The sequence below is a fragment of the Pantoea sp. SGAir0215 genome, from assembly GCF_043543215.1.
This window is the reverse complement of record NZ_CP028031.1, coordinates 1791473-1817886: the sequence shown is the minus strand read 5'-3', so window position 1 is coordinate 1817886 and position 26414 is coordinate 1791473. Positions and strand designations below refer to the sequence as shown.

At 53.0% G+C, this 26414-nt stretch carries 23 protein-coding genes and 7 tRNA genes; 23 read left to right on the top strand and 7 right to left on the bottom strand.

Annotation, left to right across the window (positions count from 1 at the left end):
* The first annotated feature begins 207 nt into the window (after positions 1-207).
* Entirely contained in the window at positions 208-882 is a 675-nt protein-coding gene (gene kdpE / locus C1N64_RS08575; protein ID WP_006118436.1) for a two-component system response regulator KdpE, read from the top strand.
* 39 nt (positions 883-921) lie between these two features.
* Here the strand turns inward: kdpE and pgm are convergent, their stop codons facing one another.
* Positions 922-2562, bottom strand: a complete 1641-nt coding sequence (gene pgm / locus C1N64_RS08570) for a phosphoglucomutase (alpha-D-glucose-1,6-bisphosphate-dependent) (RefSeq protein WP_033739321.1) — start codon at positions 2560-2562, stop codon at positions 922-924.
* A gap of 25 nt (positions 2563-2587) precedes the next feature.
* Positions 2588-3139: a replication initiation negative regulator SeqA gene (gene seqA / locus C1N64_RS08565; RefSeq protein WP_006118434.1), complete on the bottom strand. Its 552-nt coding sequence runs from the start codon at positions 3137-3139 to the stop codon at positions 2588-2590.
* Positions 3140-3389: 250 nt separating this feature from the next.
* On the opposite strand from seqA, the gene ybfF reads away from it, so the two are divergent.
* From ybfF to fur, 4 genes are all read left to right on the top strand, one after another.
* Positions 3390-4154 carry an esterase gene (gene ybfF, locus C1N64_RS08560; RefSeq protein ID WP_263756849.1) on the top strand — a complete coding sequence of 255 codons (765 nt, stop codon included), beginning with the start codon at positions 3390-3392 and terminating at the stop codon, positions 4152-4154.
* 163 nt (positions 4155-4317) lie between these two features.
* Positions 4318-4593 (top strand): LexA regulated protein, encoded by a 276-nt coding sequence (gene ybfE / locus C1N64_RS08555; RefSeq protein WP_006118432.1) that lies wholly within the window; start codon positions 4318-4320, stop codon positions 4591-4593.
* 131 nt (positions 4594-4724) lie between these two features.
* Entirely contained in the window at positions 4725-5255 is a 531-nt protein-coding gene (gene fldA, locus C1N64_RS08550) for a flavodoxin FldA (RefSeq protein WP_006118431.1), read from the top strand.
* 337 nt (positions 5256-5592) lie between these two features.
* Positions 5593-6036: a ferric iron uptake transcriptional regulator gene (gene fur / locus C1N64_RS08545; protein ID WP_033739317.1), complete on the top strand. Its 444-nt coding sequence runs from the start codon at positions 5593-5595 to the stop codon at positions 6034-6036.
* Between the two features lie 59 nt (positions 6037-6095).
* Here fur and C1N64_RS08540 read toward each other — a convergent pair whose 3' ends face one another.
* From C1N64_RS08540 to nagE, 3 genes are all read right to left on the bottom strand, one after another.
* The gene (locus C1N64_RS08540) at positions 6096-6491 is read right to left on the bottom strand and encodes a hypothetical protein (RefSeq protein ID WP_033739315.1); all 396 of its coding nucleotides are present in this window, start codon (positions 6489-6491) and stop codon (positions 6096-6098) included.
* A 232-nt stretch (positions 6492-6723) separates the two neighbouring features.
* On the bottom strand, positions 6724-8391 hold the full coding sequence (gene glnS / locus C1N64_RS08535; protein WP_006118428.1) for a glutamine--tRNA ligase: 1668 nt from the start codon (positions 8389-8391) through the stop codon (positions 6724-6726).
* Positions 8392-8542: 151 nt separating this feature from the next.
* Complete coding sequence (gene nagE, locus C1N64_RS08530) at positions 8543-10576, bottom strand: N-acetylglucosamine-specific PTS transporter subunit IIBC (RefSeq protein WP_039337948.1); 2034 nt, start codon at positions 10574-10576, stop codon at positions 8543-8545.
* 318 nt (positions 10577-10894) lie between these two features.
* Between nagE and nagB the strand changes: the two genes are divergently transcribed.
* The 12 genes from nagB to C1N64_RS08470 all read left to right on the top strand — a co-directional run bounded on the left by nagB (position 10895) and on the right by C1N64_RS08470 (position 17773).
* Entirely contained in the window at positions 10895-11695 is an 801-nt protein-coding gene (nagB, locus tag C1N64_RS08525) for a glucosamine-6-phosphate deaminase (protein WP_039337946.1), read from the top strand.
* A 60-nt stretch (positions 11696-11755) separates the two neighbouring features.
* Positions 11756-12904: an N-acetylglucosamine-6-phosphate deacetylase gene (gene nagA / locus C1N64_RS08520; RefSeq protein WP_033739310.1), complete on the top strand. Its 1149-nt coding sequence runs from the start codon at positions 11756-11758 to the stop codon at positions 12902-12904.
* A 7-nt stretch (positions 12905-12911) separates the two neighbouring features.
* Positions 12912-14132: a DNA-binding transcriptional regulator NagC gene (locus C1N64_RS08515; RefSeq protein ID WP_394515412.1), complete on the top strand. Its 1221-nt coding sequence runs from the start codon at positions 12912-12914 to the stop codon at positions 14130-14132.
* 40 nt (positions 14133-14172) lie between these two features.
* Positions 14173-14925 carry an HAD-IIA family hydrolase gene (locus tag C1N64_RS08510; protein WP_033739305.1) on the top strand — a complete coding sequence of 251 codons (753 nt, stop codon included), beginning with the start codon at positions 14173-14175 and terminating at the stop codon, positions 14923-14925.
* Between the two features lie 304 nt (positions 14926-15229).
* On the top strand, positions 15230-16897 hold the full coding sequence (asnB, locus tag C1N64_RS08505; protein ID WP_006118422.1) for an asparagine synthase B: 1668 nt from the start codon (positions 15230-15232) through the stop codon (positions 16895-16897).
* A gap of 217 nt (positions 16898-17114) precedes the next feature.
* A tRNA-Met gene (locus tag C1N64_RS08500) sits at positions 17115-17191 on the top strand.
* Between the two features lie 10 nt (positions 17192-17201).
* Positions 17202-17286, top strand: a tRNA-Leu gene (locus C1N64_RS08495).
* Positions 17287-17308: 22 nt separating this feature from the next.
* A tRNA-Gln gene (locus C1N64_RS08490) sits at positions 17309-17383 on the top strand.
* A 34-nt stretch (positions 17384-17417) separates the two neighbouring features.
* Positions 17418-17492, top strand: a tRNA-Gln gene (locus C1N64_RS08485).
* Positions 17493-17514: 22 nt separating this feature from the next.
* Positions 17515-17591, top strand: a tRNA-Met gene (locus C1N64_RS08480).
* 6 nt (positions 17592-17597) lie between these two features.
* Positions 17598-17672, top strand: a tRNA-Gln gene (locus C1N64_RS08475).
* A 26-nt stretch (positions 17673-17698) separates the two neighbouring features.
* Positions 17699-17773: transfer RNA gene (locus tag C1N64_RS08470), tRNA-Gln, on the top strand.
* Positions 17774-17866: 93 nt separating this feature from the next.
* Here the strand turns inward: C1N64_RS08470 and ubiF are convergent.
* Positions 17867-19039 carry a 3-demethoxyubiquinol 3-hydroxylase gene (ubiF, locus tag C1N64_RS08465; protein WP_006118486.1) on the bottom strand — a complete coding sequence of 391 codons (1173 nt, stop codon included), beginning with the start codon at positions 19037-19039 and terminating at the stop codon, positions 17867-17869.
* Positions 19040-19207: 168 nt separating this feature from the next.
* Between ubiF and miaB the strand changes: the two genes are divergently transcribed.
* The 5 genes from miaB (at position 19208) to lnt (ending at position 24862) form a co-directional block, all read left to right on the top strand.
* A complete protein-coding gene (gene miaB / locus C1N64_RS08460; protein ID WP_033739300.1) occupies positions 19208-20632 on the top strand; it encodes a tRNA (N6-isopentenyl adenosine(37)-C2)-methylthiotransferase MiaB in 1425 nt (474 codons plus the stop codon).
* Between the two features lie 207 nt (positions 20633-20839).
* Positions 20840-21901, top strand: a complete 1062-nt coding sequence (locus C1N64_RS08455) for a PhoH family protein (RefSeq protein ID WP_394515411.1) — start codon at positions 20840-20842, stop codon at positions 21899-21901.
* A complete protein-coding gene (ybeY, locus tag C1N64_RS08450; RefSeq protein ID WP_033739295.1) occupies positions 21898-22371 on the top strand; it encodes an rRNA maturation RNase YbeY in 474 nt (157 codons plus the stop codon). Before C1N64_RS08455 ends, ybeY begins: the two co-directional genes overlap by 4 nt.
* An 81-nt stretch (positions 22372-22452) precedes the next feature.
* Complete coding sequence (gene corC / locus C1N64_RS08445) at positions 22453-23334, top strand: CNNM family magnesium/cobalt transport protein CorC (protein ID WP_033739293.1); 882 nt, start codon at positions 22453-22455, stop codon at positions 23332-23334.
* A 4-nt stretch (positions 23335-23338) separates the two neighbouring features.
* Positions 23339-24862: an apolipoprotein N-acyltransferase gene (gene lnt, locus C1N64_RS08440; RefSeq protein WP_394515410.1), complete on the top strand. Its 1524-nt coding sequence runs from the start codon at positions 23339-23341 to the stop codon at positions 24860-24862.
* Here the strand turns inward: lnt and C1N64_RS08435 are convergent.
* Positions 24853-25065 (bottom strand): hypothetical protein, encoded by a 213-nt coding sequence (locus tag C1N64_RS08435; protein WP_394515409.1) that lies wholly within the window; start codon positions 25063-25065, stop codon positions 24853-24855. The two genes, lnt and C1N64_RS08435, sit on opposite strands and share 10 nt — an antisense overlap.
* A gap of 350 nt (positions 25066-25415) precedes the next feature.
* Between C1N64_RS08435 and C1N64_RS08430 the strand changes: the two genes are divergently transcribed.
* Positions 25416-26312, top strand: coding sequence for an amino acid ABC transporter substrate-binding protein (locus C1N64_RS08430; RefSeq protein WP_394515408.1), 897 nt, complete (start codon positions 25416-25418; stop codon positions 26310-26312).
* Positions 26313-26414 lie beyond the last annotated feature (102 nt).

Below are 26414 nucleotides of genomic sequence, written 5' to 3'. Positions count from 1 at the left end.
TTACGCCGGGTTGGATGATTTTACTACTCATCTGACCACTAAATTTGCGTCTTTTTTGTTCTGCACGGGTAAGTTTACCTGGCCGTTATACCCAGGTTAATTATGAGTTACAGAGGTGATCCTTCAACGGATTTCATGGCAACACGGACGAACGCCAGAAAAGTTGATACAGTGTGTTTTCCCTTTTCAGGCAATGGCAGGATTGGTGTGACCACGGTTTTAATCATTGAAGATGAGAAAGAAATTCGCCGCTTCGTGCGCCTCGCGCTGGAAAGTGAAGGCCTGAAGGTTTTCGATGCTGAGACGCTGCAACGTGGGCTGATCGAAGCCGCCACGCGAAAGCCCGATTTAGTCATCCTTGATCTGGGTTTACCTGATGGCGACGGCAAGACGTTTATTGGTGAACTCCGCCAGTGGAGCACGCTGCCGGTTATTGTTCTCTCTGCCCGTACTGACGAGCAGGACAAAATTGACGCACTGGATGCTGGTGCCGATGATTACCTGACTAAACCTTTTGGGATTGGTGAACTGCTGGCGCGTGTTCGGGTCGCCCTGCGGCGTCATGCCGGGAAGCACCCCGATCCGAAGGTCAGCTTCGCCGACGTGGTCGTCGATATTGCCGCACGCCGTGTGCTGCGCGCGGGCGAAGAGGTTCACCTTACGCCCATCGAGTTTCGTTTGCTGACCACATTACTGAATAACGCGGGGAAAGTTCTGACGCAGCGTCAGCTGCTGAATCAGGTCTGGGGACCCAATGCTGTCGAACACAGCCATTATCTGCGCATTTATATGGGCCATCTGCGGCAAAAGCTTGAAGCCAATCCGACCCAACCCGTTCACCTGCTGACGGAAACCGGTATCGGCTACCGGTTCATGCCATAAAAAAAGCGCCAGCGGCGCTTTTTTTATTTAACAGATTTATCAGGCGTTTTTCAGCACTTCACTGACAATCTCGACGGCTTCTTTCTCGATCTGCGCACGGTGCTCTGCGCCCAGGAAGCTTTCACAGTAGATCTTATACGCGTCTTCGGTGCCCGATGGACGCGCAGCGAACCAGCCGTTTTCCGTCATGACTTTCAGTCCACCGATAGACGCGCCGTTACCGGGAGCGGCCGTTAAGCGCGCGGTAATCGGATCGCCCGCCAGCGTATCTGCACTAACCATTTCAGGTGACAGCTTCGACAATGCGGCTTTCTGCGCCGATGTTGCCGGTGCCTGCAGACGGTTGTAGCTTGGCGCACCGAAGCGTGCAGCCAGTTCGTCATAGTGCTGCTGCGGGTTCTTGCCCGTTACGGCCGTAATTTCTGCCGCCAGCAGACACAGGATGATCCCGTCTTTATCGGTTGACCAGGGTGTGCCGTCGAAGCGCAGGAATGACGCGCCCGCACTTTCTTCGCCGCCAAAACCAAAGCTGCCATCAAACAGGCCATCCACGAACCATTTAAAGCCCACCGGGACTTCTACCAGCTTGCGGCCAATATCGTCCACGACCCGGTCAATCATCGCACTGGACACGAGGGTTTTACCCACGGCAACGTCCTGACCCCACTGCGGACGGTGCTGGAACAAATAGTTGATCGCAACGGCCAGATAATGGTTTGGATTCATGAGCCCGGCAGGGGTAACAATGCCGTGACGGTCATAATCCGGATCGTTTCCGAAGGCCAGATCGAATTTGTCTTTGTAGGCCAGCAGCCCCGCCATGGCGCATTCGGACGAACAGTCCATGCGCACCACACCATCTTTGTCCAGGTGCATAAAGCGGAAAGTCTGGTCGACAGCGTCATTCACCAGCGTCAGATCCAGCTTGTAGTGCTCAGCGATACGCTGCCAGTAAGCGATCCCGGAACCGCCAAGCGGATCGACACCAATCTTCAGGCCCGCTTTCTGAATCGCAGGAATATCGATGATCTGTGACAGACCTTCCACGTAAGGCTGAATCAGATCTTTTTCATGGATGTGGCCGCTGGCCCAGGCCTGATCCAGTGACAGACGTTTAACGTCTTTAAGGCCGTCTTTCAACAGCTGATTCGCGCGGTCTTCCACCACTTTGGTAACGTTGGTATCTGCCGGCCCACCGTTTGGCGGATTGTATTTAATGCCGCCATCTTCCGGGGGATTGTGCGACGGCGTAATCACAATGCCATCCGCCAGTGGGCCGCCGGATTTGTTATGTTCAAGGATAGCGTTCGAAATCGCAGGCGTTGGCGTATAACCGTTATCCTGCTGAACGATCACATCAACCCCGTTTGCGGTCAGCACGGACAGCACGGACAGCAGCGCGGGCTCAGACAGCGCGTGCGTATCTTTACCCACATAGCACGGGCCGGTAATACCGTTCTTTTTACGCTCTTCCGCAATCGCCTGCGCAATCGCCAGAATGTGCTTTTCGTTAAAGCTGTGACGTCCTGCGCTACCGCGATGGCCTGATGTGCCAAATTTCACCGCATGTTCTGGATTCGCCACATCGGGCTGCAGGACATAATATTGTGAAGTTAATTGTGCAACGTTAATCAAATCGCTCTGCTGGGCAGGCTGCCCGGCACGGGGGTGATTGGCCATTGGCGCTTCTCCCTGACGCTTCAGTTTAAATGGTGCCGCAAACTTTCTCAGCCAGTTCCGATGGGAACTGCATCGACAGCATAATGTGTTCGATCATGCTGCGTTTACGACCGGTATTGGTATTCGTAATGACCCAGTACGGCGTGCCGGGCACATGCTTCGGCTTGGTATGGGTGCCGCTTTGCAGCAGCGTGTGCTCATCGCCTGCAAAATAGATGCGCGTACGGCCCTGCATGGAGGTGGTCGCCTCAGCAAACGCGGCCGTATCCAGACGATAGAGCGTTGACAAGATTAGCATAAAGCGATTTACCGCCCGCTTCTGCTCTGCATATTCATCAGAAAGCAGCAACTCGCGCACCGCACGAACACGATCCTGAGGGCGTGACTCATTCCCTGCCGACTGTGCCGTTTTAGACGGCTGCGAGGCGGCAACAGGCTGTGTTTCGGTCGCGGTGGCTGTCTGACCCGCAGTAAACTTCAGCATACGGCGCAGAATATCGGATGCGCTTTCGCCAATATGTTGCGTGTGGCTGGCAATATAACGGTAGAGCTCTTCGTCAACTTCGATCGTTTTCATCTTATTCCGTACGGTTTTGACTCACGACAGAACCCGCGATTTTCTGAAAATCCAGAGGTAAACACCGGGGTTTCAGGCCGTGTGCAGGTTCTAACATGAAGATTATAAAGTTAAATTCAGACAGGCTGATAGCATTCAAACGGTTTAGGGGCAAAAGTCAGAATATGTCCTAATGCCACCGGAAGCAGCGCACCTGAAAAGGTGAAACCATGATAACCTAAGCGCAGGTCTCACACTTAAGAACTTTGCTATGATTTTGAATGCCCGTCTGCAAACTGAACAATCTTCTGCTGATTCCACACCCGTTCTGCTCATTCACGGTTTGTTTGGCAGTCTTGATAACCTCGGCGTTCTGGCGCGCGGTCTGAAAGATGACCATCCGCTTATCCAGGTTGATGTGCGTAATCATGGCTTATCTCCGCGCGCTGACGAGATGACCTACCAGGTTATGGCCCAGGATATGCTGGACACGCTTGATGCGCAGGGCATTGAGCGCCTTTCCGTCATTGGTCACTCCATGGGCGGTAAAATTGCCATGACGATGAGCGCCCTGGCCCCTGAGCGGATAGAACAGATGGTGATGATCGACATTGCGCCCGTCGACTATCAGACGCGCCGCCACGACGAAATTTTTGCCGCGATCCGAGCCGTCACCGACGCGGGCGTGACGCTGCGCAGTGAGGCGGCCGAAATTATGCGTCAGCATCTTAATGAAGAAGGTGTGATTCAGTTCATCCTGAAATCGTTCAGTAGCGGTGAATGGCGCTTTAACGTTCCAGCGCTCTGGGACAACTATGCGCATATCACCGGCTGGGAAACGGTGCCCGTGTGGCCGCACCCGGCGTTGTTCATTCGCGGTGGTGACTCCCCTTATCTGGACAATCAGTACCGTGACGCGATACTGCAACAGTTTCCCGCCGCGCAGGCGCACGTGATTGGCGGTGCAGGTCACTGGGTCCACGCCGAAAAACCTGATGCTGTTTTACGCAGCATTCGCCGCTTTTTTGCACGATAAATCCGCTTAACTGGCTGTAAAAGTTTAGGATTGGCGTCCATGGTTAGCCTGGAGTATGATGGCGCGCTAAATTTTTGCCGTGGGCGCGTATCCACGGTAAAAGCCAGTAATTTAATCTGCGCAGCGGAACGATCCGTGTGCGCCCATTCAGTTGTACTAAGCCATGGCAAAAGAAAACACTGACCGCACGACGCTCGATCTGTTCGCTAACGAGCGTCGCCCTGGTCGCCCTAAAACCAGTCCGCTTACGCGTGATGAACAGCTGCGTATCAATAAACGCAATCAACTGAAACGTGACAAAGGGCGCGGGCTTCGCCGTGTCGAACTCAAAATGAACAGCCAGGCGGTAGAAGCGCTTAATACGCTGGCTGAACAGCGTAATCTCAGCCGCAGTGAATTAATTGAACAAATGCTGCTGGCGCAACTCAAACTGGACTAACGCACGCAAACCGCACACAGAAACAAATGTCGCGGCTTTACAAGTTCCGCCCTTTTGCGTGGTCTGCTATCATTTGCTGAATATGCTCAGGCATTCATTCTATCATCAGGATTTAAGAGGTTATTTTACCCATGGCAATCGTAGGCATCTTCTTTGGCAGCGATACCGGTAACACCGAAAACATTGCAAAAATGATCCAGAAACAACTGGGCAAAGACGTTGCAGAGGTTCACGACATCGCGAAAAGCACTAAAGAAGATCTGGAAGCCTTTGACATCCTGCTGCTGGGTATTCCGACCTGGTACTATGGTGAAGCACAGTGCGACTGGGATGACTTTTTCCCGACGCTGGAAGAGATCGACTTCAACGGTAAGCTGGTGGCGCTGTTCGGTTGTGGCGATCAGGAAGACTACGCCGAGTACTTCTGTGACGCGATGGGCACCATTCGTGACATCATCGAACCTAACGGTGCCATTATCGTGGGCCACTGGCCAACCGAGGGTTACCACTTCGAGGCCTCAAAAGGTCTGGCAGACGATAACCACTTCCTGGGCCTGGCGATTGATGAAGATCGCCAGCCAGAACTGACGAACGAACGCGTCGACAAGTGGGTTAAGCAGATCTTCGATGAACTGCAACTCAAAGAAATTATCGAAGCCTGATAGCCGTGAGCGCAGTGTGGGCGCTGGTCCACACTGCATCAATGGCTTTTCCTATAAAAATAATAGCTACATTTTTGTAACTTTCCGCATTTAGTCTGTAGAATACCCGCATCGATCATCTGCTTATTTCCCTGGAATTGAGATGATACAACGCGAAATGGTAGCCAGCCCGCCCTCCATGCTTTGTACCGCGAACATCGCCACGGTTTCATCGCAGGCAGCATCGGTTTTCATTTCAGCGCATCAGTTCTATAATGAGACGCAAATGAGAATGGCGGTCGATCGACATACAGGCTACATGCCACAAGAGTGACCAAAGTAACAGGACAATATCCGCATGACTGACAACAACACCGCATTAAAGAAGGCTGGCCTGAAAGTCACCCTGCCCAGACTCAAAATTCTGGAAGTGCTTCAGGAACCTGCATGCCATCACGTCAGCGCGGAAGATCTGTATAAACGCCTGATTGATATGGGCGAAGAGATTGGACTGGCCACGGTTTACCGTGTACTGAACCAGTTCGACGATGCCGGCATTGTGACCCGCCACAACTTTGAAGGCGGTAAATCGGTGTTTGAGCTGACGCAGCAGCACCATCACGATCACCTGATCTGTCTGGATTGCGGTAAAGTCATTGAATTTAGTGATGAGTCTATTGAAACGCGTCAGCGTGATATCGCGACCCGTCACGGTATTAAGCTCACCAACCACAGCCTGTACCTGTATGGTCACTGTGCCCTGGGCGATTGCCGCGAAGACGAAACACTGCACGACAAGTAACGTTTGTCAGAGGGTAAAGAAAAAGCCGATGCCTGCATCGGCTTTTTTGTGCCTGTCAGTCACGCCACCAGCGTTTCCTGCAGGTAGCGCCAGCGGGGCACCGAGGTGGAGCAGTCCAGAATCGCAACGGAAATGCGGCTTTTATTTTCCCCATTCATCATCTGCACTTCCCGATACTGAATGGTGACCTCGTTAGCGTGCTCTGACAGGATCACATGTTCGCTGGTCGCGATGCGCATCCCTTCCCGTGCGCCCTGTAAGCGGCGAAAGAGTTCTTCAACCTCATTGAGGTTCAGCATCTTGCCCTGTGGCGTGACCATCTGGAAGTCAGGATGAAAATGAGAAAGCAGCAGATGAAAGCTGTCACCACTGTCACGGCTGTGGTTAAAAATATGTTCAATGAGTTGATGTAAGACGACAACGCTGTGTTTGGCTTCCTGTGCGAAAACTGTCATTTTTTTCCTTTTTAACCCGCAAACAAAGACTACAGAGGGTTAGCGTACCTGAAAAAAAATAATTCACACCGGGAAAGTTATTAAAAAAATTAAACTGAGAGCGATTCCACAGAAGTAAAATTAATCGAATTAAACGGGTTCAGGACAAATGTCGGCGCTAAAAAAAATCCACCCAATAAAAAAGGGCGATTGCTCGCCCTTTACCGATCATCTGATGACCATGCGGCGTAAATTATTCGCCGTTTTTCGCCCAGGTATCGCGCAGACCAACAGTACGGTTAAACACTAACTGCGACGGTGTTGAATACACACTGTCAGCGCAGAAATAGCCTTCACGTTCGAACTGATAAGGCGCACTGGCTTCTGCGTCACGCAGACCGGGTTCAACGAAGCCGTGTTTAATCGCCAGCGAATCCGGATTGATTGTCGTCAGAAAATCATCCGCCGCACCCGGATTCGGGACGCTGAACAGACGGTCATACAGACGGAATTCTGCCGGTAGTGCATGTTCAGCTGAGACCCAGTGGATAACCCCTTTGACTTTACGGCCATCAGCAGGATCTTTGCTCAGCGTATCGACGTCACAGGTGCAGTAGATGCAGGTGATATTGCCTTCTTCATCTTTCGCGGTCCGTTCCGCACGGATGACATAGGCATTACGCAGACGCACTTCTTTACCCAGCACCAGGCGCTTATATTGCTTATTCGCCTCTTCGCGGAAGTCGGCACGATCGATCCAGATTTCGCGGCTAAAGGGAACATCGCGTGTGCCCATTTCCGGTTTGTTAGGATGATTTGGCATGCTGAGCACTTCATTGTGCCCGGCAGGCAGGTTTTCCAGCACAATTTTCACCGGATCCAGCACCGCCATCGCCCGCGGCGCATTTTCATTAAGATCGTCGCGGATACAGGATTCCAGCGAAGCCATTTCAACGATGTTGTCCTGCTTCGTGATACCAATGCGGCGGCAGAACTCACGAATGGAGGCCGCGGTGTAACCACGACGACGCAAACCCGACACGGTTAACATGCGCGGATCGTCCCAGCCTTCAACATGCTTCTCGCTGACCAACTGCGTCAGTTTGCGTTTTGACATCACCGCATACTCCAGATTCAGGCGCGAAAACTCATACTGACGCGGATGAACAGGAATAGTAATGTTATCCAGCACCCAGTCATACAGGCGGCGGTTGTCCTGGAATTCCAGCGTGCAAAGGGAGTGCGTAATGCCTTCCAGCGCATCCGAAATGCAGTGGGTGAAATCGTACATCGGGTAGATGCACCACTTATTGCCGGTTTGATGATGCTCGGCAAACTTGATGCGGTACAGCACCGGATCGCGCATGACGATAAAGCTGGAAGCCATGTCGATTTTCGCGCGCAGACAGGCTTTGCCCTCTGCGAACTCGCCATTGCGCATTTTTTCAAACAGCGCGAGGTTCTCTTCCACACTGCGGTCGCGGTAAGGGCTGTTTTTACCCGGTGCCGTTAAGGTACCGCGGTATTCACGAATTTCGTCTGGCGTCAGTTCATCAACGTAGGCCAGGCCTTTGTTGATCAGTTCAACGGCATAGTGATAAAGCTGGTCGAAATAGTCAGATGAATAACGAACCTCGCCGCTCCAGGTAAAACCCAGCCACTGCACGTCACGCTTAATGGATTCGACGAACTCCATATCCTCTTTGACCGGATTGGTATCGTCAAAACGCAGATTGCACTCGCCCTGATAATCTTGTGCAATACCGAAATTCAGGCAGATTGATTTAGCATGGCCGATATGCAGATAACCATTTGGCTCTGGCGGAAAACGGGTATGCACACTGCTGTGCTTACCGCTCGCCAAATCCTCGTCAATAATCTGACGAATAAAGTTCGTTGGGCGGGCTTCAGCCTCACTCATCTCAAAATCCTCAACGCATAGAATGGGTGGTTTATACCACGTAATATCCGGGTATGATCCACAAAGCGTTGCAGAGAAACAACCGTTTGTTGGGCGATTAAAATAAAAAAGGCAGGAATCGCTTCCTGCCTTTTGTTGAGGATACAGGGAATTAGCCTTTTACTTCATACAGCGGGGTTTCACCGGCGATGACCTGGCCCTGCGTCAGCAGCGTTAAACCGGCGAAGTCTTCAATATTGCTCACCACCACCGGACTGATCATTGAGCGGGCATGGGCGTTAAGATAGTCCAGATCCATCTCCAGCACCGGCTGGCCTGCTGTGACCTGTGCACCCTCTTCCACTAAACGGGTAAAGCCCTGACCGTCCAGCGCCACGGTATCCAGCCCCATGTGCACGACGATCTCTACCCCGTTTTCACTTTCCAGACAGAAAGCATGGTTCGTGTTGAAAATTTTCACCACCGTACCGGCAACAGGCGCAACGACGCGCTTATCGCTCGGCTTAATCGCCACGCCATCACCCACGGCTTTACTGGCGAAAGCCTCATCCGGCACCGCATCCAGTGCGATAACCTCACCGCTCACCGGGGCCACCAGCGTTGCGATAACGCGTTTTTCACTGTTCAGGACGGCCTGGGGTTTGGCCTCGTTAGCGGGGGCTGGCGCACTGCCACTGCTGGCTGCGCCAGCAACCGGGCCTTTCACCAGCACTTTTTTCATGGCCGTGGCGATACTTTCCGCCTGGGTACCCACGATAATCTGGACACTTTGCTTGTTGAGGCGAATCACACCCGACGCGCCCAGCCGTTTTGCCACACCTTCGTTAACCTGGCCCGCATCTTTCACGTTCAGACGTAAACGGGTAATACAGGCATCAATGGCGGTAAGGTTGTCTGAACCGCCCACCGCGCCGATGTAGCGGCGTGCCAGTGATTCCGTGGCGCTTTCACCATTATCAGTGGTATCAACGTTCACGTCATAACCGTCCGCTTCATCCCCCGCTACCGCCAGTTCACGACCTGGGGTCATCAGGTTGAATTTTTTGATGGTAAAGCGGAAGACCAGATAATAAATCACGAAGAACACCAGGCCCTGCGGAATCAGCATGTACCAGTGCGTCGCCAGGGGATTACGGGTAGAGAGCACCATATCCACTAATCCCGCACTGAAGCCAAAGCCGGCAATCCAGTGCATGCTGGCAGCGATAAAGACCGAGATGCCGGTCAGTACAGCATGGATGACATACAGTACCGGTGCCACGAACATAAAGGAGAATTCCAGCGGTTCGGTGATACCGGTAAAGAATGCTGCGAAAGCGGCCGCCAGCATGATACCGCCCACTTTTGCCCGGTTTTCAGGGCGAGCGCAATGGTAAATTGCCAGCGCCGCGCCCGGCAAACCGAACATCATAATTGGGAAGAAACCCGCCTGATAGCGGCCAGTGATGCCCGGGATAGCAGTGCCATTTGCCAGTGACTGCGCACCGCCGAGGAATTTAGGGATATCGTTAATGCCTGCTACGTCGAACCAGAAAACGGAGTTCAGCGCATGATGTAAGCCAACCGGAATAAGCAAACGGTTAAAGAAGGCGTAAACACCCGCACCAACCGATCCCAGTTTCTGAATATGCTCACCAAAGCTCACCAGACCATTAAAGATGACAGGCCAGATGTACATTAGGATAAATGCCACCAGAATCATCAGGAAGGACACCAGAATAGGCACCAGCCGACGCCCGCTAAAGAATGAGAACGCTTTGGGCAGTTCTACATGGCTAAAACGGTTATAGACTTCTGCGGACAGCACGCCTACCAGAATACCGACAAACTGGTTGCTGATTTTTCCAAACGCCGCCGGCACGTCCGCCACCGGGATTTTCTGGATCATGGCTACAGCAGCCGGTGAACACAGCGTAGTGACGACCAGGAAGCCCACAAAGCCGGTCAGTGCAGCCGCACCGTCTTTATCTTTTGACATGCCGTATGCAACGCCAATGGCGAACAGCACCGACATATTTTCGATGATCGCGCCACCGGATTTAATTAACAACGCGGCAAAGGCATTGCCTGCACCCCAGCTGTCAGGATCGATCCAGTACCCTATTCCCATTAAAATTGCTGCTGCGGGCAGCGTAGCGACCGGCACCATCAGGGCCCGCCCCACACGTTGTAAGTAACTTAACATTGACCTTTTCCCCCATTGAAACTGACTTATTGCATGGCTGCCGCTTAATGTTGTTATGTCAGCAGCCCGCTTCTGACGGCATTACACTCAGTGCTGAGGAGTGTAATAACAAATTAATTCGCTCTACAAATTAATAGCAGCCATTTGTGACAAAAATCACCAAAAATTGATTTTTAACGTCGACATGACTGGCTATGAATGCCCACTTATTTTATGATGCGAAATATCAAGACGCGCGTTTCCTTCCCGTTCGCCTGTCCTCACCGGCAACATGGCTTTGCTGCGCGTCGAATCCTTCACTCACATTTGAGGTGCAACATGAGACTGATTCCTTTATCTACTCCCACTCAGGTCGGCAAATGGGCAGCGCGCCATATTGTGAACCGTATTAATGCGTTTAATCCCAGCGCTGACAAGCCCTTTATTCTGGGACTGCCTACGGGCGGTACGCCTCTGGAAGCGTACAAGCACCTGATCGATATGCATAAAGCGGGCCAGGTTAGCTTCAGACATGTCATTACCTTCAACATGGATGAATATGTCGGGCTGCCGAAAGAGCATCCGGAAAGCTACTACAGCTTTATGCATCGTAATTTCTTTGACCACGTTGATATTCAACCTGAAAACATCAATTTGCTGAATGGTAATGCGCCCGATATTGACGCAGAATGTCGCCGTTATGAAGATAAAATTCGGTCTCTGGGCAAAATCCACCTGTTCATGGGCGGCGTCGGTAATGATGGCCATATCGCCTTTAACGAACCCGCGTCGTCATTATCTTCACGCACTCGTATCAAAACGCTGACTCACGACACACGTGTGGCAAATTCACGCTTTTTTAACGGTGATGTTGATCAGGTGCCGAAATATGCCCTGACCGTTGGCGTGGGCACGCTGCTGGACGCTGAAGAAGTGATGATTCTGGTTACTGGTCACGTTAAAGCACAGGCGTTGCAGGCTGCCGTGGAAGGAAACGTGAACCACATGTGGACAATCAGTTGCCTGCAACTCCATCCTAAATCCGTGGTGGTCTGCGACGAGCCCGCGACCATGGAGTTGAAAGTTAAAACGGTGAAGTACTTCCGTGAAATGGAAGCGGAAAATATGCAGGGCGTTTAATACCGTTATTACGTCACCTGCTGTCAGATGCACGAGCGGCAGGTAAGCCGGGAGAAGAAGATGTACGCATTAGTCAATGGCCGAATCTACAGCGGCTACGAAATTCTGGATCACCATGCCGTGGTGATCGCTGACGGACGCATTGAACGGGTTTGCCCTGTTACTGCCTTGCCGTCAGGCATTGAACAGCAGGACGTAAGCGGCGCCATTATCGCGCCCGGCTTTATCGACCTGCAGCTTAACGGCTGTGGCGGCGTTCAGTTTAATGACGATATAGACGCCATCAGCGTGGAAACGCTGGAAACCATGCATCGCGCCAATGTGAAATCGGGCTGTACCAGCTTTCTGCCTACGCTGATTACCAGCAGTGACGCACTGATGGTGCGCGCGGTGGAAACAATGCGCGCCTTTTTGCAGAAGTATCCTCACGTTATGCTGGGCTTACATCTGGAAGGCCCGTGGCTGAGTGTGGCGAAAAAGGGCACACATAACCCTGCCCTGATCCGTGAGCCCGATGCGCAGATGGTGCAATTCCTTTGCGACAATGCAGACGTGATCAGCAAAGTCACGCTGGCACCCGAAGTGGTGGGCAGCGCGGTGATTCGCCAACTGAGCGAAGCGGGTATCGTGGTCTCAGCCGGGCATTCCAGTGCCACTTATGAAGAGGCAAAAGCGGGGTTTGCGGCGGGCATTACGTTCGCCACGCACCTCTATAATGCGATGCCTGCCTTTGCCGGACGTGAGCCCGGCCTCATCGGTGCGCTGTTTGATGCGCCTGATGTATACTGCGGCATTATTGCAGATGGTTTACATGTCCATTACGCTAACGTCCGCAATGCTAAACGCATCAAAGGTGACAAACTGGTGTTGGTCACCGACGCGACAGCACCGGCGGGCGCTGCTATCGATAAGTTTATTTTTGCTGGTAAAACAATCTATTATCGTAACGGGTTGTGCGTGGATGAGCAGGGCACGCTAAGCGGTTCAGCACTGACAATGATTGAAGCCGTACAAAACTGCGTTGAGCATGCGGGCATTGCGTTGGATGAAGCCCTGCGCATGGCATCACTTTATCCCGCACAGGCAATGGGCGTTGAAAAACAGTCAGGTACGATTCAGGCAGGGAAACTCGCCAACCTGACGGTTTTTACACGCGACTTTAAAATTATTAAGACGTTAGTCAATGGAGATAACGTCCTGAGCGAGTAAGCACTGAATGACCACTGGCGGCCAGACTCAAATTGGAAATGTCGATCTTGTCAAACAACTGAATAGCGCGGCCGTCTACCGGTTAATCGACCAGCAAGGGCCGATTTCACGTATTCAGATTGCGGATTTAAGCCAACTTGCTCCCGCCAGTGTCACCAAAATTACACGTCAGCTTATTGAGCGCGGTTTGATTAAAGAAGTGGACCAGCAGGCGTCCACTGGCGGTCGCCGCGCCATTTCTATCGTGACGGAAACCCGCCACTTTCACACCATCGGTGTGCGCCTTGGCCGCAATGATGCCACGCTAACCCTGTTCGATTTAAGCGGTAAATCCCTGGCTCAGCAGGATTATCCCCTGCCCCAACGCACGCAGGAAGCACTCGAACAGGCGTTGTTCGATGCCATTGCGCATTTTATCCAGCAGAGTGAAGCGAAAATTCGCGAGCTGATCGCGATTTCCGTGATTTTGCCCGGCCTCGTTGATCCGCTTAATGGCGTAATCCGCTACATGCCGCATATTCATGTGAATCAGTGGCCGCTGGTTGCTAATCTAAAGCACCGGTTTAACGTCACCAGTTTTGTGGGCCATGATATTCGCAGCCTGGCGCTGGCTGAGCACTATTTTGGCGCAACGCGCGATTGTGCCGACTCGATATTAGTGCGCCTGCATCGGGGAACCGGCGCAGGCATTATCGCCAACGGGCAGATTTTTTTGGGCAGTAATGGCAATGTCGGTGAAATCGGTCATATTCAGGTCGATCCCCTGGGGGAACGCTGCCACTGTGGCAACTTTGGCTGTCTTGAAACCATTGCGGCAAACAGCGCCATTGAACATCGTGTAAGCGAGCTACTGAATAAAGGCTACCCGAGCATCCTGACTCAGGCGGCGTGCCAGATGCAGCATATCTGCCAGGCCGCCAATCAGGGCGATGCGTTAGCCTGCGAAGTTGTCGAGCATGTGGGGCGTTATCTGGGTAAGGCGATTGCAATTGCGATCAACCTGTTTAACCCGCAAAAAATCGTGCTGGCAGGCGAGATCACCGAAGCAGAACGTATTTTGCTACCCGCGATTGAAAGTTGCATTAATACGCAGACACTGGCGGCCTTTCGTAAAAATCTGCCTGTGGTGCGTTCACAACTCGATCATCGCTCGGCGATCGGCGCCTTTGCGCTGGCGAAACGAGCGTTGTTAAACGGCATCCTGCTGCAACATCTTTTGGAAGACTAAGCGCAGCCTGTTTTCTGACAGCGCGCATCGGAACACATTTATGACGATTAAAAATGTAATTTGTGACATTGATGGCGTGCTGATGCACGACAATACCGCGGTGCCCGGTGCAAAAGAGTTTTTGCAGCGCATTCTGGCTAAAGATATGCCATTAGTGGTGCTGACCAACTACCCTTCCCAGACGGCGCGGGACTTAGCCAATCGATTCTCCTCCGCGGGCATCGACATACCGGATTCGGTGTTTTACACCTCAGCCATGGCGACCGCTGACTTTCTGCGTCGTCAGGAAGGCAAAAAAGCCTATGTCATTGGTGAGGGGGCGCTGGTGCACGAACTCTACAAAGCGGGCTTTACCATCACTGACGTTAACCCGGACTTTGTCATCGTGGGCGAAACCCGGTCGTTTAACTGGGACATGATGCATAAGGCGGCTTTCTTTGTGGCAAACGGGGCGCGTTTCATTGCCACCAACCCCGACACGCACGCCAGGGGATTCGTGCCCGCCTGCGGTGCCTTGTGTGCCGGTATTGAAAAGATCTCCGGTCGCAGGCCGTTTTATGTCGGCAAACCCAGCCCGTATATCATGCGTGCCGCGCTGAATAAAATGCAGGCGCACTCAGAGGACACGGTGATCGTGGGTGACAACCTTCGCACCGATATTCTGGCCGGTTTTCAGGCCGGACTGGAAACCATTCTTGTCCTGTCTGGGGTGTCAACCCTGAGCGATATTGACGCGATGCCTTTCCGTCCTGACTGGATTTTCCCTTCCGTGGCCGATATCGATCTCTTCTAAACGTTCAGCTTATGACGCACTGCCGCCTCAGGCAGTGCATCCCCCTTCGTTGCCCCTCTCTGCTGGCTTGATATCGTTCAAAAAACACCCCAAAATCACTTTTCATTGCCGATTCATCAATAAAAAGACGCTTTCATTAGATAAAATTCAATATCCAGGGTTATTCAACAACCTTTTTATCAGTGAAACACGATTCCTCTTGCATTGTGTACCTGAAATAACGCATTTTCTTATACATCACGCAGCGAACGGCTGCCGGACAAACGTAAAATTACATCGCCGCAGGTGAGTTCAGGAGTCAGATATGTGTTCTATTTTTGGTGTGCTGGATCTGAAAAGCGATCCCGTTGAGTTACGTAAAAAAGCATTGGAAAGCTCACGCTTAATGCGTCACCGTGGGCCGGACTGGTCAGGTGTGTATGCTGACGACCACGCGATCCTTGCTCACGAACGTCTCTCAATTGTCGACGTCAACAACGGTGCACAGCCACTGTATAACGCCGATCACACTCACGTTCTGGCCGTCAACGGTGAAATCTACAACCATCAGGCCCTGCGCGCAGAGTTAAGCGATCGTTATAGTTTCCAGACCGGTTCGGACTGCGAAGTCATTCTGGCGCTGTATCAGGAAAAAGGCGTCGATTTCCTGGACGAGTTGCAGGGCATGTTTGCCTTTATCCTGTACGACACCGTGAAGCAAACGTATCTGATTGGTCGCGACCATATCGGTATCATTCCGCTGTATATGGGCAACGATGAGCACGGCAACCTGTTTGTGGCGTCTGAAATGAAGGCGCTGGTGCCGGTTTGCCGCACCATTAAAGAATTCCCACCGGGAAGCTACCTTTCCAGTACTGACGGTGAAATTCGTCGTTACTGGCAGCGTGACTGGATGGAATACAAAAACGTTGAAAACAACGTGACTGACGCGGCTGGCCTGAAACATGCGCTGGAAGAGTCGGTAAAAAGTCATCTGATGTCAGACGTTCCTTATGGCGTGCTGCTGTCTGGCGGTCTGGATTCTTCTATTATCTCAGCCGTGACCAAGCGTTTTGCCGCTAAGCGCGTTGAAGATCAGGACAAAAGCGATGCCTGGTGGCCACAACTGCACTCTTTCGCCGTCGGTCTGGAAGGCTCACCGGATCTGAAAGCAGCCAAACTGGTTGCCGAGCACCTGGGTACGGTTCACCATGAAATCCACTTCACGGTGCAGGAAGGTCTGGATGCTATTCGTGACGTGATCTACCACATTGAGACCTACGATGTGACCACCATTCGTGCCTCCACGCCGATGTACCTGATGTCGCGTAAAATCAAAGCGATGGGCATTAAAATGGTGCTGTCAGGCGAAGGCGCAGATGAAGTCTTCGGTGGCTACCTCTATTTCCATAAAGCGCCTGATGCCAAAGAATTCCATGAAGAGAACGTGCGTAAGCTGCTGGCTCTGCACATGTTTGACTGTGCTCGCGCCAACAAAGCGATGTCCGCCTGGGGCGTAGAAGCGCGCGTGCCGTTCCTGGATAAGAAATTCCTGGATGTCGCCATGCGTATCAACCCACAGGACAAGATGTGCGGCAGCAACGGTAAAATGGAAAAACACATTCTGCGCGAATGTTTCTCTTCCTATCTGCCTGAAAGCGTTGCCTGGCGTCAGAAAGAGCAGTTCTCTGACGGCGTAGGTTACAGCTGGATTGACACGCTGAAAGAAGTGGCGGCTAAGCAGATTAGCGATCAGCAACTGGCGACGGCGCATTTCCGCTTCCCGTATAACACGCCGGGTTCGAAAGAAGCGTATCTCTATCGCGAAATTTTCGAAGAACTGTTCCCGCTGCCAAGTGCTGCCGAGTGCGTGCCGGGCGGGCCGTCTGTTGCCTGTTCGTCGGCAAAAGCCATTGAATGGGATGAAGCCTTCAAAAACATGGACGATCCTTCAGGACGTGCCGTGGGCGTGCACCAGTCCGCTTACAAATAAGTGCTATACTGAGTGAACAGATGGGCCAGTAATGGCCCATTTTTTGTGGAGTTGCCGTTGTATTCACTGAAAAATTGCCGAATAAAGCACCACCCTGGTTATAAGCCAGACAAACAGGCGTTTGAAGGCAAAAAACGGCAAAAAATTTGTTGACGCTGTGTAGTCAACTCCGCATAATGCGCCCCGCAACGCCGATGAAGGTTGCGCGAAAAAAGATGGCTACGTAGCTCAGCTGGTTAGAGCACAGCACTCATAATGCTGGGGTCACAGGTTCGATTCCCGTCGTAGCCACCATCTTTTTTTTGCGGGAGTGGCGAAATTGGTAGACGCACCAGATTTAGGTTCTGGCGCCGCAAGGTGTGCGAGTTCAAGTCTCGCCTCCCGCACCATTTCACGAGTCGGCAGCATGGATGGGGTATCGCCAAGCGGTAAGGCACCGGTTTTTGATACCGGCATTCCCTGGTTCGAATCCAGGTACCCCAGCCAATTTCGATGTATCTCGCAGCTGCGAGTGGACGAATGGGATATCGCCAAGCGGTAAGGCACCGGTTTTTGATACCGGCATTCCCTGGTTCGAATCCAGGTATCCCAGCCATCATCGAAAGGCAATACAATTTGGCTACGTAGCTCAGCTGGTTAGAGCACAGCACTCATAATGCTGGGGTCACAGGTTCGATTCCCGTCGTAGCCACCATTTTCTTGGGGTGTCGCCAAGCGGTAAGGCACTGGTTTCTGATACCAGCATTCCGGGGTTCGAATCCCTGCACCCCAGCCATTTTAGACAATTTGATTTGACACCATTGGGGTGTCGCCAAGCGGTAAGGCACTGGTTTCTGATACCAGCATTCCGGGGTTCGAATCCCTGCACCCCAGCCAAATTAAGCAAAAAAGCCCGCAATAGCGGGCTTTTTTGTTTCTGGCTTCCGGCTCATGACCACGCGTCACATCCGTGCGACGCGTGGCTGAGGCTTACAAGCCTAACGCATAGCGCAAGACCTGACGTTTCAGCACGCCGGAATGCTCAGCGGCGATCAATCCCAGATTGCGTACCAGCTTTAACGGGCCGACGCGGTTGCTAAACGTAAAATAGAACAGATCCATCCCGCTCTGCATCAGCAGATTATCGTGGCGGCGCTGGCGCTGGTAACGTAACAGCACCCGTTCCGACGACCAGGTTTCAGCGTTGTCACGCGCAGCAATTAATACATCCATTAACGCATCGATGTCACGATATCCCAGATTCACGCCCTGCCCTGCCAGAGGATTAATGGTGTGCGCCGCATCGCCGACCAGCGCCAGCCCCGGCAGGACATAACGCGCAGCATGACGACGCACCAGGGGAAAGCCACCGGCTGCATGCACATGAAAACGGCCCAGTCGGGCCGGAAAGTGATGGGCGATCTCTTTCTCCAGCTGCGCGACAGGCATGGCCTGTAACTGTCGGATACGGGCGGCGGCGTCATACCATACCAGCGAGGCATGATGACCGAACAGCGGCAGGAAAGCGCGTGGACCGTCGGGCGTAAAGTGCTGCCAGGTCGCATCGCCAGCCGGATGCTCGCAGGTGACGCTGATCAGTAAGCAGGACTGTGCGTAACTCCAGCCATGAATCCCAATACCCGCCATCTGTCGCACCTGTGAACTTGCGCCGTCTGCCCCCACCACTAATTTTGCGGTTACGGTCGTGCCATTGCTTAATGACAGCGTCCAGCCCGCATTACAGGGCTGAAGATCCTCCATCGTCGCCGGGCACAGCAAGGTGATCCCTCGCTGCGTCATCTCTTCCCACAGCGCACGTTGCAGCACCGTGTTCTCCACCATATAACCCAGTTCAGGCAAACCCAGCGACTCCGCATCGAAACTGACCTGCGCCGTCTGCCACTCCCAGGTTTCCAGTTTGCGGTAAGGCGCACAGCGCATCGCCTCCACGCGTTGCCAGACGTTCAGTTGTTTCAGGAGCGCCACCGACGAGGAGCCGACAGCGGAAATGCGCACGTCCGGCAGGCTGTCGGGATCGAAAGGTGGCGGGGTTGCCCGCTCAATCACCGCCACCCGAAAGCGGTGCTGCGCTAAACCACAGGCCAGCGCCGCTCCGACCATGCCGCCGCCGACAATCACCACATCAAACTGGTTATCCTGCATCACTTGTATCCCTCTCTTAGGCCGCCACTTTTCAGCGCGGTGGTATTCCTGCAAAGTGTACCGGAAAAATGAGGCACGATCAGAAAAGCCCTCAGGCTGGTCACATCCGCAGCAAAGCATTACAATACGCGCCCAGCACTTCACTGCACTGATTTAATGGCTAGCTCGATGACAAAAAAACTGCATATCAAAACCTGGGGATGTCAGATGAATGAGTACGATTCATCTAAGATGTCTGACCTGCTGAACAGCACGCACGGCTATACCCTGACAGAGGAAGCCGAAGAGGCGGATATTCTGCTGCTCAACACCTGCTCAATCCGCGAGAAAGCGCAGGAGAAGGTTTTCCACCAGTTGGGGCGCTGGAAAAAACTCAAAGAGCGCAACCCGGATTTGATCATCGGTGTTGGCGGCTGCGTCGCGTCGCAGGAAGGGGATCATATTCGCCAGCGTGCGCCTTGCGTGGACATTGTCTTTGGTCCGCAAACCCTGCATCGCCTGCCTGAAATGATTAATACCGTGCGCGGCAGCAAAAGTCCGGTTGTGGACATCAGCTTCCCGGAAATCGAAAAATTCGACCGCCTGCCAGAACCGCGGGCCGAAGGCCCCACCGCGTTTGTCTCCATCATGGAAGGCTGCAACAAATATTGTACGTTCTGCGTGGTGCCTTATACGCGCGGTGAAGAAGTCAGCCGTCCGTCAGACGATATTCTGCTGGAGATCGCGCAGTTGGCTGCGCAGGGCGTACGCGAAGTGAACCTGTTAGGGCAGAACGTGAACGCCTATCGCGGCGAAACCTTTGACGGCGACGTGTGCACCTTTGCTGAGCTGCTGCGTCTGGTGGCGGCGATTGACGGCATTGACCGTATTCGCTTCACCACCAGCCATCCGATTGAGTTCACCGATGACATCATTGATGTCTATCGCGATACGCCAGAGCTGGTGAGCTTCCTCCACCTGCCTGTGCAGAGCGGCGCCGACCGGATTCTGACGCTGATGAAGCGTGCGCACACTGCGCTGGAGTACAAGGCTATCATTCGCAAACTGCGCGCTGCACGCCCTGACATTGAGATCAGTTCTGACTTTATCGTGGGTTTCCCGGGTGAAACACAGCAGGACTTTGAGCAAACGATGAAGCTGATTGGTGATATCAACTTTGATATGAGCTACAGCTTTATCTACTCAGCGCGTCCGGGCACACCTGCGGCAGACTTGCCTGACGACGTCAGCGACGAAGAGAAAAAACAGCGTCTGTATATTCTGCAGGATCGCATCAACCAGCAGGCCATGGCGATCAGCCGCCGTATGCTGGGCAGCGTGCAGCGGATTCTGGTAGAAGGCATTTCACGTAAAAACGTGATGGAGCTGACCGGCCGCACCGAAAACAACCGAGTGGTGAATTTCGAAGGTCCGGTAGAGATGATAGGTAAGTTTGTCGACGTTGAAATTGTCGATGTCTATACCAACTCCTTGCGCGGCAAGCTGGTGCGGACTGAAGAGGAAATGGGCTTACGTGTGGTTGAAAGCCCGGCCTCCGTTATCGCCCGTACCCGCAAAGAAAATGATATCGGCGTTGGCGTCTTCCAGCCCTGATCTTCCGTTATGTGCGGCAGCTCACCGTCGGCTGCCGCACATTCTGCTGTTTTGCACTTGGTTTCTGCCGGTGCCGCCCAAATATCACCTCGTAAGCTTGCGCCCCGGCGTGACCGCATAAATAATTTCGTTATGATGCATCCGCTTAACACATCTGATGCACCCGCAATCCCTTTCAACTGGCCCTGAGTGACCCAAAGGATTCGTTTGAATATTGAAACCCGTGAAATCGCCCTTGAACCGGCTGATAACCGCCGTCTGATGAGCCTGTGCGGTCCATTTGATGACAATGTAAAACAGCTGGAGCGTCGTCTTGGCATTGAGATAAACCGCCGGGACAATCAGTTTAAACTGGTTGGTCGGGTGCTGTGCGTGAATGCCGCGGTCGAGATCCTGAAAACACTTTATGTCGATACCGCGCCCGTGCGCGGCGAAATTCCGGATATCGAACCCGAGCAGATTCATCTGGCGATCAAAGAAAGCCGGGTGCTGGAACAAACGGCAGAAAGCGTGCCCGACTACGGTAAAGCGGTCAATATTAAGACCAAGCGTGGCGTCATTAAGCCGCGCACCCCAAATCAGGCACAGTATATTGCCAATATCCTCGACCACGACATCACCTTTGGCGTGGGCCCGGCGGGTACCGGTAAAACCTACCTGGCTGTCGCTGCCGCGGTCGATGCGCTCGAACGCCAGGAGATTCGTCGCATCCTGCTCACGCGCCCCGCCGTCGAGGCCGGTGAAAAACTGGGCTTCCTGCCGGGCGATTTGAGCCAGAAAGTGGACCCCTACCTGCGTCCGCTTTACGACGCCCTGTTTGAGATGCTGGGCTTTGAAAAAGTCGAGAAGCTGATGGAACGCAACGTTATCGAAGTCGCGCCGCTGGCCTATATGCGCGGCCGTACGCTGAATGACGCGTTTATCATTCTTGATGAAAGCCAGAACACCACTATCGAGCAGATGAAGATGTTTCTGACCCGTATCGGCTTTAACTCGAAAGCGGTTATCACCGGCGACGTCACGCAGATTGACCTGCCCCGCCACACAAAATCGGGTTTACGTCACGCGATTGAGGTCCTGTCTGAAGTGGAAGAAATCAGCTTTAACTTCTTTCACAGTGAAGACGTTGTGCGTCATCCGGTCGTGGCACGCATCGTGACCGCTTATGAAGCCTGGGAAGAAGCCGATCAGAAACGTCGCGATCAGCAGGCTGAAGAGCGTAAGCGTGAAGCCCTTGCCGCCCAACATAGCGTTCAGGAGAAACTATGAGCGACGTGATTCTCGACCTGCAACTGGCCTGTGAACAAACAGAAAATCTCCCCACGGAAAGCCAGTTTCAGCGCTGGCTGGAAGCTGCGGTGACGCCGTTTCAGCCGGAGAGCGAAGTGACTATTCGTCTGGTGGATGAACAGGAAAGCCATGAGCTTAACCTGACCTATCGTGGTAAAGATAAACCCACCAATGTGTTGTCATTTCCTTTTGAAGCGCCACCCGGTATTGAATTGCCCCTGCTGGGCGATTTGATCATCTGCCGTCAGGTCGTGGAACAGGAAGCGCAGGAACAAGGGAAAAGCGTCGAAGCCCACTGGGCGCACATGGTGGTTCACGGTACGCTGCATCTGTTGGGTTATGATCACATTGAAGACAGCGAAGCCGAAGAGATGGAAGGTCTGGAGACCGAGATAATGCTTGCTCTTGGTTATCCTGATCCGTACATTTCGGAGAAAGAAAACGCCTGAGTTGTGGACTCAGGCCATCCTGCTGCCGGTAACCCGACCGGCAGCATCATTTACTGACCAGAGAGATCTTTAAAAACCGCCATGAGCGACGACCATTCTCAAAACAGCGATGCACCCAGTAGTAAAAAGGGATTTTTTTCCCTACTGCTCAACCAACTGTTTCACGGTGAACCCAAAAACCGTGACGAGCTCCTGAGCCTTATCCGTGATTCCAATCAAAAGGACCTGATTGATCAGGATACCCGCGACATGCTGGAAGGCGTGCTGGATATTGCAGAACAGCGCGTACGCGACATCATGATTCCGCGCTCTCAGATGATCACCCTGAAACGCAACCAGAACCTCGAAGAGTGCCTGGATGTGATCATTGACTCCGCACACTCCCGCTTTCCGGTGATCAGCGAAGACAAGGACCATGTTGAAGGCATCCTGATGGCGAAAGATCTGCTGCCGTTTATGAGCAGCGAATCAGAAGCCTTCAGCGTCGAAAAAGTGCTGCGTCCTGCGGTGGTTGTGCCTGAGAGCAAGCGCGTTGACCGTATGCTGAAAGAGTTTCGTTCCCAGCGCTATCATATGGCGATTGTGATCGATGAGTTTGGTGGCGTGTCCGGACTGGTCACGATTGAAGATATTCTCGAACTGATTGTTGGCGAAATTGAAGACGAATATGACGATGAGGAAGATCGGGATATCCGCCAGCTCAACCGCCAGACCTACACGGTGCGTGCGTTAACCCCCATTGAGGATTTCAATGAGGTGTTCGGCACCCAGTTCAGCGATGACGAAGTGGATACCATTGGTGGACTGGTAATGCAGGGCTTTGGTCATCTGCCGGCGCGCGGTGAAAGCATCGACATTGATGGTTACCAGTTCAAAGTTGCCATGGCCGACAGCCGCCGTATCATTCAGGTCCACGTAAAAATCCCGGAAAATTCGGCGCTACCTCAACTGGATGACGAATAACGCTATGGCATTAGCCTCCTTTTACCAGCAGCAGCGGGTCCGTCTGCTGCTGGCTTTACTGAGCGGCGCCTGTGGCACGCTCGCCTTTTCCCCTTATGATTTCTGGCCTGCCGCCCTGCTTTCGCTGTTCGGCCTGCAACTTCTGACGTTGAACCGCACCAGTCCTCAGGCCAGCGCCATTGGTTTCAGTTGGGGGTTTGGCCTGTTTGGCAGCGGTATTAACTGGGTTTATGTCAGCATTGCCACTTTTGGCGGCATGCCTGGCCCGGTGAACGTTTTTCTGGTGGTCCTGCTGGCGGCTTACCTCGCGATTTATCCGGCGCTGTTTACCGGCATCCTGAACCGGATTTGGCCACGTCCCACACTGTGGCGACTGGCGCTGGCCGCTCCCGCGTTATGGCAGGTGACGGAGTTTTTGCGCGGCTGGATTTTAACCGGCTTTCCGTGGTTGCAGTTTGGCTACAGTCAGATTGATGGCCCGCTAAAGGGGATTGCGCCGCTGGCTGGCGTGGAAAGTATTACCTTCCTGCTGATGGTCATTGCGGGTTTGCTGGTTTATGCGCAGCAGCGACGTCAGGTGAAAAGCCTGGTGGGCGCGCTCGCGGTACTGGCAGTATGCTGGCCGTTGCGTTATCTGCACTGGTATCAACCTTTACCCCAGCAGGCGGTCGATGTCGCGCTGGTGCAAGGCGATATTCCCCAGTCGATGAAGTGGGACCCGCAGCAGTTGCTGAACACGCTGCGCATTTATAACGATTTAAGCCAGCCGCTGATGGGAAAAGCCCCCATTATTATCTGGCCGGAGTCGGCAATTACCGATCTGGAAAGTAACCAGCAACCGTTCCTGCGTTCGCTGGATGCCGAACTCCGCGCGCGCGGTAGCGCACTGGTGACCGGTATCGTGGATTCGCGCCTGGAGCAGAATCGTTATCATGATTACAACACGGTTATTGTGCTGGGCGGGCCGAAGCCCTACAACTACTTCAGCACTAACCGCTATCAGAAAAACCATCTGGTGCCGTTTGGTGAGTTTGTTCCCATGGCGGATTTGCTGCGCCCGCTTGCCCCCTTCTTCGATTTGCCGATGTCTGCCTTCAGCCGCGGTGCCTATTTGCAGCCTCAGCTCAATGTGGCGAATTATCACCTTACGACGGCGATTTGCTACGAGATCGTGTTGGGTGAGCAGGTGCGGGCGAACTTCCGTCCGGACACCGACTTTCTGCTGACCGTCTCTAATGATGCCTGGTTTGGTCACTCGATTGGTCCCTGGCAACACTTCCAGATGGCGCGTATGCGCGCACTTGAGCTGGGCAGACCGCTGCTGCGCGGCACCAATAATGGCGTAACCGCCGTGGTGAATGCCAACGGCGATGTTGAAAAGGTTCTGCCGCAATTCACGCGCGGCGTACTCGTGGATAAGGTAACGCCTACCCGCGGCGAAACGCCATACTCGAAAGCCGGGATCTGGCCGGTATGGATAGCGACAGTGCTGGCCGGGTTACTGGCCTTCATCCGACGTCAGCGCTGACACGCTGTGGTGAAGCGCTGCTTCGCCACAGCCTTTCGCGGTGCCTTAATCCGCACGCTGTTTCCCTTCCCCCCTTTTACTGCTTTTGTTTCTGCTTTTGTTTCTGCTTCTGCTTCTGCTTCTGCTTCTGCTTCTGCTTCTGCTTCTGCTTCTGCTTCTGCTTCTGCTTCTGCTTCTGCTTCTGCTTCTGCTTCTTCAGTCAAACCGCCCGTTCACCCCACTGTCATTTTATTCTGGCACGATGATTGCTAAATGTTTCTGTATTCCTGCAACGCGGGGCTTGTTACCCACGATGGCATGGGCGTAATGCACCATTAACGCTCAATCTGCGCACCTTCCGCGTGCATGGACGCGCGATTGCCTTTTTTTGGTGCGAATGCCATCGCAAAAAAGAAACTTTTTTGTTTCATTAGGTTAACAATCCGCTATGTTAGTGAATATTCTTAAGCGCAGAAGCGCGAGGGAATAATAAGAAAAGCAGTGCAAAATACACACAACATCACACTCAGTACAGGGTTGATCCTGTGCAATTTCCACACGAAGGAGTTGGAACATGCAATTACGCAAAGTGGCATTATCTCTTTTGCTGTTGAGCGCAGCAGCGGGAGCGGCCCAGGCGGAAGATTTCAGCGGTACCCTGAAAAAAATTAATGACAGTGGCGTCATTGTTATCGGGCATCGCGAATCGTCAGTTCCCTTTTCATATTACGACAACCAACAGAAAGTCGTTGGCTATTCACAGGCTTATTCAAACGCGATTGCTGATGCCATTAAAGCGAAGCTGAATAAACCTGATCTGCAGATCAAAATGATCCCGATTACTTCACAGAACCGTATTCCGCTGCTGCAAAACGGCACCTATGACTACGAATGTGGCTCAACGACCAACAACCTTGAGCGCCAGAAACAGGCGGCCTTTTCCGACACCATTTTTGTTATCGGTACCCGCTTGCTGGTTAAAAAAGGCAGCCCAATTAAGGATTTTGACGATCTGAAAGGCAAGACTGTCGTGGTGACCTCAGGTACGACGTCAGAAGTGCTGCTGCATAAACTGAACGACGAGAAAAAGATGGATATGCGCATCATCAGCGCCAAAGACCATGGTGATTCGTTCCGTACGCTGGAAACCGGTCGTGCCGTGGCCTTTATGATGGATGACGCCCTGCTGGCTGGCGAACGCGCTAAAGCGAAAAAACCGGATGACTGGGTCATTATCGGTACGCCACAGTCTAAAGAAGCTTATGGCTGTATGCTGCGCAAAGACGATCCGCAGTTCAAAAAGCTGGTTGATGACACCATTGCAAAAGCCCAGACCTCCGGCCAGGCAGAAAAATGGTTCGACACCTGGTTTAAACAGCCTATTCCTCCTAAAAACCTGAACATGAACTTTGAATTGTCTGATGACATGAAAGCCCTGTTCAAAACGCCGAATGATAAAGCGCTGAATTAACAACGATAACAAGGGCGGCGCTGTCGCCCTCTCGATTGCTGAAACCGCGGCGTGGACAGACCGCCTGATCGGGTCGTTCCCCTGACTCAGGCGCATTAAGCC